The 7,181-nt window shown below is 55.4% G+C and carries 10 protein-coding genes; 4 read left to right on the top strand and 6 right to left on the bottom strand.

The features are described from left to right. The first annotated feature begins 469 nt into the window (after positions 1–469). Positions 470–838: a DMT family transporter gene (locus G9Q73_RS07355; protein WP_177419210.1), complete on the top strand. Its 369-nt coding sequence runs from the start codon at positions 470–472 to the stop codon at positions 836–838. Here G9Q73_RS07355 and G9Q73_RS07350 read toward each other — a convergent pair. Both G9Q73_RS07350 and G9Q73_RS07345 read right to left on the bottom strand, forming a co-directional pair. Then, positions 835–1,143 carry a hypothetical protein gene (locus G9Q73_RS07350; protein WP_177419209.1) on the bottom strand — a complete coding sequence of 103 codons (309 nt, stop codon included), beginning with the start codon at positions 1,141–1,143 and terminating at the stop codon, positions 835–837. The genes G9Q73_RS07355 and G9Q73_RS07350 overlap by 4 nt on opposite strands. Before the next feature lie 233 nt (positions 1,144–1,376). Continuing rightward, the gene (locus tag G9Q73_RS07345; protein WP_177419208.1) at positions 1,377–2,975 is read right to left on the bottom strand and encodes a bifunctional aminoglycoside phosphotransferase/ATP-binding protein; all 1,599 of its coding nucleotides are present in this window, start codon (positions 2,973–2,975) and stop codon (positions 1,377–1,379) included. 131 nt (positions 2,976–3,106) lie between these two features. On the opposite strand from G9Q73_RS07345, the gene G9Q73_RS07340 reads away from it, so the two are divergent. Continuing rightward, the gene (locus G9Q73_RS07340; protein ID WP_177419207.1) at positions 3,107–3,307 is read left to right on the top strand and encodes a YgaP family membrane protein; all 201 of its coding nucleotides are present in this window, start codon (positions 3,107–3,109) and stop codon (positions 3,305–3,307) included. A 57-nt stretch (positions 3,308–3,364) separates the two neighbouring features. Here the strand turns inward: G9Q73_RS07340 and rimO are convergent, their stop codons facing one another. From rimO to G9Q73_RS07325, 3 genes are all read right to left on the bottom strand, one after another. Further along, positions 3,365–4,696, bottom strand: a complete 1,332-nt coding sequence (gene rimO, locus G9Q73_RS07335; protein ID WP_177419206.1) for a 30S ribosomal protein S12 methylthiotransferase RimO — start codon at positions 4,694–4,696, stop codon at positions 3,365–3,367. A gap of 233 nt (positions 4,697–4,929) precedes the next feature. Beyond that, positions 4,930–5,793 carry a tetratricopeptide repeat protein gene (locus G9Q73_RS07330; protein ID WP_177419205.1) on the bottom strand — a complete coding sequence of 288 codons (864 nt, stop codon included), beginning with the start codon at positions 5,791–5,793 and terminating at the stop codon, positions 4,930–4,932. After that, positions 5,793–6,122, bottom strand: a complete 330-nt coding sequence (locus tag G9Q73_RS07325; protein WP_177419204.1) for a transcriptional regulator — start codon at positions 6,120–6,122, stop codon at positions 5,793–5,795. Before G9Q73_RS07325 ends, G9Q73_RS07330 begins: the two co-directional genes overlap by 1 nt. A 308-nt stretch (positions 6,123–6,430) precedes the next feature. Between G9Q73_RS07325 and G9Q73_RS07320 the strand changes: the two genes are divergently transcribed. Next, positions 6,431–6,577 carry a hypothetical protein gene (locus tag G9Q73_RS07320; RefSeq protein WP_177417909.1) on the top strand — a complete coding sequence of 49 codons (147 nt, stop codon included), beginning with the start codon at positions 6,431–6,433 and terminating at the stop codon, positions 6,575–6,577. Positions 6,578–6,643: 66 nt separating this feature from the next. Here the strand turns inward: G9Q73_RS07320 and G9Q73_RS07315 are convergent, their stop codons facing one another. Then, positions 6,644–6,829, bottom strand: a complete 186-nt coding sequence (locus tag G9Q73_RS07315; protein WP_177419203.1) for a hypothetical protein — start codon at positions 6,827–6,829, stop codon at positions 6,644–6,646. Positions 6,830–6,985: 156 nt separating this feature from the next. Between G9Q73_RS07315 and G9Q73_RS07310 the strand changes: the two genes are divergently transcribed. Continuing rightward, on the top strand, positions 6,986–7,181 hold a 196-nt coding region (locus tag G9Q73_RS07310), incomplete at its 3' end, for an FKBP-type peptidyl-prolyl cis-trans isomerase (protein ID WP_177419202.1).

The following is a 7,181-nucleotide window of genomic DNA, read 5'->3' as shown; positions in this document are numbered from 1 at the left end:
TTGTTCAGTTACATGTGCTCTGATTAGACTTGGTTGCCACTTCACCTTCTTTGCATGTCAACTTTTTGGCTGTCACCAAGCCCACTGAACCTCCGTCGATGGTCATTCCAGTTTCTCCTCCACTGTACCCAGGCTTCCCTGGCGGAACTTCATCACTACAGGCTCATCACCCTCACACTCCCAAACATCTAGTCTCCTCTTTGTTGGTGAGCGAAAACAAGGACTGTACGAGCTTCCCCGTTACCTAGGCTTCCCGGTAAGCAACATATCACCAACACAGGCCTGACCGATGTGGGCTTCGCCCTATTTCGCAAGGCTGGCCCACCTGTTGTGCCGAACCAGGTTCACTTGCGTATGTCGCTTACTTCGCAGCTGCCCTTCAGACCCGCGTTACCAGCGCTGCGCCCTTTGCCAATCAGTTGTCTACCCCTCGATGGGTGACGCCTCTTCTTTCCGGAAGGACAAAGGTTTGCCTGCTTCGCAGAGCAAACGAAAAGGCGCCATGCAGTACATGGCGCCGGAACTGTTCGGCCCACTCTATTTCGCCCTTGTGGGCGTCGCACTGCTACCGTTGCTGGCAAAACCGCTATCGATCCGGCGTATCTGGCGCAAACCGCTGCCCGTGTTCGGCGTCGCCGGATTGATGGGGATCATGCTGATCACCCACTTCATCGCCCTGGAGCAGGTGGAAGTGGCCTATATGATTGCGGTCAAACGCACCAGTCTGCTGTTCGGCATCCTATTCGGCGCCTTCATTTTTCGTGAGACCGGTCTGCGCAGCCATCTGCTGGCAGGCGCGGTAATGCTCGGCGGGGTTTTTCTGATTGCTGCCGGCTAAGACAAGCGGCGGTAGAAATCTCTCTGGAGGAGTTCCAGCAACTGTTTCGTCTCGTCGCCAGGATTGGCCCGCGCAAAATCCAGACAGGTCTGATCGAACAGGGTTCTGATCTGTTGCCCGGAGAGTGACCTCGACCCTTTTGGTTTTGTTTCAACCTGCATATCCAGCGGTTCGACCTCCGCCGATTTCATCATCAGCCGGTTGTTGCCGCTCCCCTCCTCACTCGCGGTAAGTGGACCAATCTTGGTGTAGAGCTTGTCTTGGAAACGAAAACGCTGACCGGTGGGAAGGTGGGGGAATTTCATGGCAGTATTGACTCAATCTCTAAGGCGGCTGTTCATCGCCACATTTAAACAACAGTTTCGCTGTAGGTCGGGTTAGATGCGCAGTGTGCCAAACTTGAATTTCGCAGCCAGGCTTGCCGCGCATCGTAACCCGACAAGACAGTGTCGGGTTACGATGCGCATAAAATGTTTGCCTAATTCCAGCTTATGCCACTGCGCATCTAACCCGACCTACGTCAAATTGTGCTGAATGGTTACTCTCTCGTTTCAGCACATTCACAGCGCTGCAGATTCAACTTGGCGCTGATCTGTTCCAACAGTGCGGATGAGGGCGCTTCTGTAGTATCCCATTCAAGCAGAAAAGGCTGTTCGGCGACAGAGAACGCCTGACTTTTTTTCAATTGGCGCTCCAGTACGGTGAGATCCGCATCTGAGGGATCACTCTCCTCCCGGTTGCGCTGCTGCACACGTTCGCGCAAAAGCCCGACCGGGGCATGACAAGCCAGGATGAGGAATGGGCAACCCTGAGTTTGCGCCAGTTTTCTGAAACGGTCGCGCGCTCCCGCATCGAGAAAGGTGGCATCGATGATCGTGGTAAATCCTGCCTGGATGGCTGTAGTCGCTATGGCGTGCAGACGGGTGTAGGTTGCCTCTGTCACTTCGGGCCTATAGATCCCCTCATCCGGCGCCGAGACCAGTGACTCGCCCGTGAGAAGACCGCACAGCCGTTTGCGCTCGACATCCGAGCGCACCTGTATGGCAGGCAGATGTTCCGCCAACCAGCCTGCGACCCGACTCTTGCCGGACCCGGAGAACCCAAAAGTGATAATCAGGGCCGGTGGCATGACCTGACTCAGGCGGGCAGCAAGATCGATGTGAGCAGCATACTCCGCTGCAGTGGAACGTCTCTCATCCCTGCTCAGGCCGGATTGGGCCAGGCGGATCGCCGTCACCTTGGCGCGCACCATGGCACGGTAGACAAGGTAGAACGGCAGCAGCGGCAGCCCATCGTAGTCCCCGGAGATCTCAAGATAGGCGTTGAGAAAGCTTGCAGCCTCCTGCTGCAACCCTTTGTGTTGGAGATCCATCAGCAGGAAGGCCATATCACTTTGGGTATCGATCCAACGCAACTGCGGATTGAATTCGATCCCATCGAAGATACAGATCCGCCCCTGAAACCGGGCAATATTGCCGAGGTGCATATCACCATGACACTCCCGGATATGTCCCTGCTCCCGCCGCTGCCGGATAACCGGCAGCAACCGCTCCATGCGCTTCCGGGTCCAGGTTTCCAGCGAAGCGAGTTTCCCGTTCCCCGCCCGTTCATCCAGCGCAGCCCTGATATGGGCAAAATTCTCCAGCATCGGTTGCAGCACCGACTGGGGCTGTCCATAGGACTCCCTCGGGTCGACTGCGGGAATCACGGCATGAAAACGGGCGACCCTGCGGGCCAGGCGGAGCACCAGTTCTCTGTCCGGCAGGGTCCGGTCAAACAGTGAGGACTGGGGAAATCGCCGCATCCTTACGGCATATTCGAGTATCTCGCCCTTGCCATCGATCTCCGGAGTATCGTGATCTCCAGTAATCGTGACCAGATCCAGATAGAGTTCCGGGGCCAGCCGCCGGTTGAGGCGCAACTCCTCCTCACAAAAGTAACGCCGCCTTTCCAGGGTGGAAAAATCGAGGAACCCAAGATCAAGCGGTTTTTTGATCTTGTAGACGAACGCTCCCGCCAGCAGAAGATGGGAGATATGGGTTTCGATATGTTCGATCTCATCCACCGCATGGGGGTAGGCCTCCGCACGCTGAAGTGCTGAAATCAGGCTTTGCTGCTGCGCCATGGAATCACCCATACAAAAAACTTGTCCTTGACTAAATATAAGATAATGCTAATATCATATTTTTCCGGCGACCGACGCCGTTAGACGTGGATTCCAGTTGGTCTTGAATCCGGCCACCCTATATACAGTTTAGAGGCAAACCTATGAACATCGAACGTATCGTGCTGGCTTTCGCCGGTATCGCCATCCTGGCCAGCCTGGCACTTTCACAATATCACAACGACTACTGGCTCTACTTCACCGCCTTTGTCGGCCTGAACCTGCTGCAGTCCGCTTTCACCGGTTTCTGCCCCTTGGCCACGATGCTGAAGAAGCTTGGCAAAACGAGCGGCAACGCCTTCTAAATATTTCCAAAAAATCCGTCCTGCCGGATGGTTGGCAAGCGCAGGGAAGCGCTTATTTCACACTTCATCAACATCGACCGGTTCCGCTTTCAGGTCATGGGCAGTCGCCCCGCTCACCCGCACCTGTATAAAATCCCCCGGCTCCAGCTCCCAGCTACCGGGAATCACCACCCGCCCATCGATCTCCGGCGCATCCGCCGCACTGCGGGCGATAACCTGTTTCTCGTTCACCTCGTCCACCAGTACGATTATCTCCTGACCGACCCGCTGCTGTAGCCGCTCACGGCTGATCTCCTGCTGCACCTCCATGAAACGGGCGCGACGCGCCTCTTTAACCGCTTCAGGCACCGGGTCCGGAAGCCGATTGGCTGTTGCCCCATCCACCGGAGAGTAGGCAAAGCAGCCGACCCGGTCGAGTTGCGCCACACGCAGAAAATCGAGCAGCTCCTCGAATTCCGCCTCCGTCTCCCCGGGAAAACCGACGATAAAGGTGCTGCGCAGGGTAAGATCGGGGCACTCGGCACGCCACCGGATTATCCGCTCAAGCACCTTCTCGGTGGCGGCGGGCCGTTTCATCAACTGCAGCAATCGATGATTGGCGTGCTGCAGGGGCATGTCCAGATAGGGCAGGATATGACCCTCCGCCATCAGGGGGATCAGATGGCCCACATGGGGGTAGGGATAGACATAGTGCAGCCGGACCCAGGCGGGAAATTCAGCCAGCGCAGCAGCAAGCTCCCTGATGCGGGTCTGCAGTGGCCGCCCGTTCCAGAAATCGGGACGATACTTCAGGTCGACACCGTAGGCACTGGTATCCTGGGAGACCACCAGCAACTCGCGCACCCCCGACTCCACCAACCGTTCCGCCTCCAACATAACCTCGCCGATAGAACGGCTCACCAAATCACCCCGAAGTTGCGGAATGATGCAGAAGGTACAGCGATGGTTGCAGCCCTCCGAGATCTTCAGATAGGCGTAGTGACGCGGCGTGAGTTTCACCCCCTCCGGGGGCAGCAGGCTGATGAAGGGATCATGTGGCGCCGGCAAGGCCGCATGCACCGCATCCATCACCGCCTCATAGGCGTGGGCTCCGGTCACTGCCAGCACCCGGGGATGGGCATCGCGGATACGCTGCTCATCGCCGCCAAGGCAGCCGGTGACGATTACCCGACCATTCGCCTTGAGCGCCTCACCGATGGCATCCAGTGACTCCTCCACCGCAGCATCGATAAAACCACAGGTATTGACCACCACCAGTTCAGCACCGTCATAAGAGGGTGATATCTCATACCCCTCGGCCCGGAGCCGGCTTAGAATCCTTTCGGAATCCACCAGATTTTTGGGACATCCAAGACTGACGAATCCAATACGGGGGGCGGGTGATTCCATAGATTTCAGTAACTATTCCGCTTTTTCATCAAACAATCATTTTTTGTAGGTCGGGTTAAATACGCGCTTCACCACACTTGAATTCCATCACAAAGTTTGACGCGCATTGTAACCCGACACTATTTTGTCGGGTTACGCCGCAAGGGTAGCATTGTGCCGGACTCTGGTTATGTGCCACTTCTCGCGTCTAACCCGACCTACGCCATAGCAATGGTGCTGAAAAAGATACGTTTTCAATAGTTGAGACGATAGAGCGCTTTTCGATAGCGGTTGACCCGCTCATCTGCGGGGTCGAGCATATCCAACAGGGCCTTCATGCCTTTGCGGGCGATGCCGTCACGATAGACCGGGATCTGTCGCGAAAGCAGCAGCAGATGCTCAAACGCCTGCTCGATCTCATCCTCATGCAGACAGACCGACGCCAACTGATAACGCGCCTCGGCATCCTCGGGCGTCGCTGTGATACGGGCCTCAAGATCGGCTTTTGCATCCGCCCCGGCAGCCGTCTGCAGAAAATCGAGATGCGCCAGCAGGCCACTGATCTGCGGCTCATTCTGAAACGCCTCCGGCAGTGAACTGAGCAACTGATACGCTTCGTCAATACGATTCTGGCGCATCAGGATCTTGGCCATCAGCGCAGGAAAGGCCAAGTTGTCCGGTTCGTTGACTACCGCCTCGGCCAGCAGTTGCAATGCCTTGTCCGGATCGCCCGTCTGCCAGGCGGCAATCGCCCCGGCACTGACCTGATCGACGGGTTTGGCGGCATGTTCATCGATAATGCGCGGGTAATCCGCTTCCGGCTGCACGCCATGATACTCAGCAACCATCTCACCGTTCTTAAACAGTTTGAACGACGGCAGGCTGCGCACACCGAAACGCTCTGCCAACGGTTTCTGCTCATCGGTATTCACCGAGACCAGCAGAAAACGTCCTGCGTATTCCTGCGCCAGATTGCTGAGCATCTCACGTTGTCGCATTGAGGGCCCTACCCAGGGCGCCCAGAAGTCGACCAGAACCAAACCTCTGCGCGAGTTCTCCAGCACCAGGCGGTCGAAGTTCTCGCCGGTGCCTTCGAAAATATATGAGGCAGCTGCCATCAGCCAAGAAGATTCATCAAAGAGAGGCTGGATTCGTCGCGTCCCATCTCCACCACGATGGTCTCGTCAAGCTCCAGATCCCCCCCCTGCAGATGTGGCAACAGCTGTTCGGCAATCTGTTGCACGATCAACATACCCGCCCGATTCTGATCATCTTCTTTCAGAGAGTGGATCTCCTGTTGCAGGGTCTGCAGATAGGCCTGAAACTGTGCCACCTGGGCCTGTTGGTTCAGGGCCTGAAACTCCGGGGTAAAGGTGAAGTGCAGCTCCCGCCCAGGCATCTCAGGTTGGTCAAGTACACCGATTTTCAGGGGACCATCTATTAACATGATGTGGCTCCAGCGAATTGAGAGGACACACATGTTAATACGTTAGAACCTGACAAGAAAGTCTTTCCAAACCATACACTTACAATTTTTCTGGGAATTGTGACAAAATCCCCTTGTTCAAACATTGGGGATTATGCGAATATGGCGGCATGTTTTCGTATATAGGGTTAATACCTAGACGAAACGATCCCGTCCCAACTTGATTGGATGAGCTTCCCGGGAAGCCTTTCAAGCATAGTCGCCGGGGTTCCGGAAGAATTGCCAGGTCGCACACGATGAATGTGGCCGGCCTCCGCAGTTAGTGAGGTATGAAGTTGAAAAACTGCAAGCTCTGCCGTTATAGCAAGATCTGCAACGACCTGCCGGCAATCTGTATCGTTGCTCAGTATGCCGCCATTGCGGTGCTTATCGGTGCTCTGGGTTTCCTCTTCATTACCCAAGAACTACTCGCCTGATCTCTAACTTCTCATGCCTGATCCGCTGCGCTTGATCAGACCTACAGACCCGACGTGTTATCGATTTTACAGCGTAGCTGTCGTCGACACTCGCGAGACGCCCGTCAATCTTTCTGCCGCGCGTTGAATAAGCGTGGGACGGTCCACTTCCCTCTTCTCCCCTGCCAGCATCAGCAATGCCTCTTTCATGGAAAGTTCACGCACCTCATAGGTCGGCAGGAATAATTTATCTCTTTTATTTTTAAATTTCATAATGTTACACCATATATCTAACTTCATGGTTTAGATATATAATAGGCCATACGAAATTATATGCAAATCCGTTATGCTTTCCCGGTCTGCAATGGGAAATGCGAACTCGCATTACACCCTATCAAGCCTGTCAGTATGGAAGAGATGGATAACTGAATGAATGAGATGAGAGCGGAAATCATCCCCGGCAGCGGTGTCACGTTGCACTTTTCCCTGACCCTGCCAGACGGTACCGAGGCGCTCTCCACCTATGGTGAAGAGCCACTCACCTTTAACATGGGTGACGGCAGCATGGTCGCAGGGTTGGAGCTTGCGCTCTATGGTCTGCGTCCCGGCATGGAGCAGACCCTGA

The organism is endosymbiont of Lamellibrachia barhami, from assembly GCF_011947365.2.
Classification (GTDB): domain Bacteria; phylum Pseudomonadota; class Gammaproteobacteria; order Chromatiales; family Chromatiaceae; genus QGON01.
This window is presented reverse-complemented; position numbering and strand designations above follow the sequence as displayed.

What these genes read in the sequence shown, in the direction of transcription:
- G9Q73_RS07350 (WP_177419209.1), bottom strand. Translation starts at nt 1,143, where the DNA reads ATGAAATTCCCCCACCTTCCCACCGGTCAGCGTTTTCGTTTCCAAGAC.
- G9Q73_RS07345 (WP_177419208.1), bottom strand. Translation starts at nt 2,975, where the DNA reads ATGGGTGATTCCATGGCGCAGCAGCAAAGCCTGATTTCAGCACTTCAG.
- G9Q73_RS07340 (WP_177419207.1), top strand. Translation starts at nt 3,107, where the DNA reads ATGAACATCGAACGTATCGTGCTGGCTTTCGCCGGTATCGCCATCCTG.
- rimO (WP_177419206.1), bottom strand. Translation starts at nt 4,696, where the DNA reads ATGGAATCACCCGCCCCCCGTATTGGATTCGTCAGTCTTGGATGTCCC.
- G9Q73_RS07330 (WP_177419205.1), bottom strand. Translation starts at nt 5,793, where the DNA reads ATGGCAGCTGCCTCATATATTTTCGAAGGCACCGGCGAGAACTTCGAC.
- G9Q73_RS07325 (WP_177419204.1), bottom strand. Translation starts at nt 6,122, where the DNA reads ATGTTAATAGATGGTCCCCTGAAAATCGGTGTACTTGACCAACCTGAG.
- G9Q73_RS07320 (WP_177417909.1), top strand. Translation starts at nt 6,431, where the DNA reads ATGAAGTTGAAAAACTGCAAGCTCTGCCGTTATAGCAAGATCTGCAAC.
- G9Q73_RS07315 (WP_177419203.1), bottom strand. Translation starts at nt 6,829, where the DNA reads ATGAAATTTAAAAATAAAAGAGATAAATTATTCCTGCCGACCTATGAG.